We start from the raw sequence: 1,036 nt of genomic DNA, 5'->3' as shown, positions 1-1,036 counted from the left end.
TAAAAAATTGATAGATTAGAAGAAAATAGAGATAAGATACTTCTAGTGATCGGAGGATTTCTATCCCCTAGGGAATGGGTTGAAACACTCAGTCAGGTTACTGGAAGGAAAGCCGTTTACAATGTCTGCAATATTGAAGTGTCACTTTACTAATCGTTTAGTTTCTCTGTGGTAGCATTAGCGTGGAGCTGTATCTTGTATTGATACAGTAACCAAGATGTTAAATCTAACGAAAGGACTTGATATGAAGATTTCCATTATTTCTGCATTTTGTGCTCTGGCTAGCTTCAGCTTTGCTGCAAACGCCGCTACTCCAGTTAATATCGCAGTGTACGCTACAGAAAAATCTAACGGCTCGATGTCCGTTGGTGGCAAAAATGCCTACACGAAAACCTTTGATATTGTAGTCGCGAATATATCCGATAAGGACATTGATTTGTCTAAATTTTGTCTGAAAGCATACTCTCCAGACAACAAGGAATTCACACCTGATACCATTGATGAAGTCCTGACTAAAGGCACTTTGAAAGAGGGGACATCCGTCAAGAGTTTTGCTATGTTTGCCTCTGAAAATGACGCAGTTTATAAAGCGGCTCTGATTAAAATTTCTGACAACTGTAAGTAATCAGATAAAGCAGCCTTTGGGCTGTTTTTTTTAGTTAGTTTTTCAGATCATCTCTGCACTTCTCGGTATTGACCAGCACCAGATTGATGGCTCGGAGTTGTTCCAGAGCACAAGCCTGAACACGGCGTTTCGGCATGCGTTTGTTATCAATGAGGCATGCTAGCTTGTCAACGGACTGATATTGCAGACCATATTTAAAAGCCCAGAGGGAGCTAAGCTACAAAATGCGATATTTGTTTTTTTGACCGGCCTCTGAGTAAAAATCACTCATATATGAAATGGTTGCAATAATTGTTTACTACTGATGGTTGGGGGTTCCGTGCACATTCCCCCGAAAAGTGTCACCTGACGCCTGAAAACAATAATTATCAATGTGTTAACTTTATAAAATAGCTACAAAACCTTAATTAT

Annotated in this window: 1 protein-coding gene; it reads left to right on the top strand. The window is 39.6% G+C overall.

The features are described 5' to 3' along the window. The first annotated feature begins 244 nt into the window (after positions 1 to 244). Positions 245 to 625 carry a DUF4354 family protein gene (locus V1952_RS22045; RefSeq protein ID WP_420074051.1) on the top strand — a complete coding sequence of 127 codons (381 nt, stop codon included), beginning with the start codon at positions 245 to 247 and terminating at the stop codon, positions 623 to 625. Positions 626 to 1,036: the final 411 nt, after the last annotated feature.

It is taken from the genome of Yersinia sp. 2542 StPb PI, assembly GCF_048593855.1.
Taxonomy (GTDB): Bacteria; Pseudomonadota; Gammaproteobacteria; order Enterobacterales; family Enterobacteriaceae; genus Yersinia; species Yersinia enterocolitica_E.
This window is presented reverse-complemented; position numbering and strand designations above follow the sequence as displayed.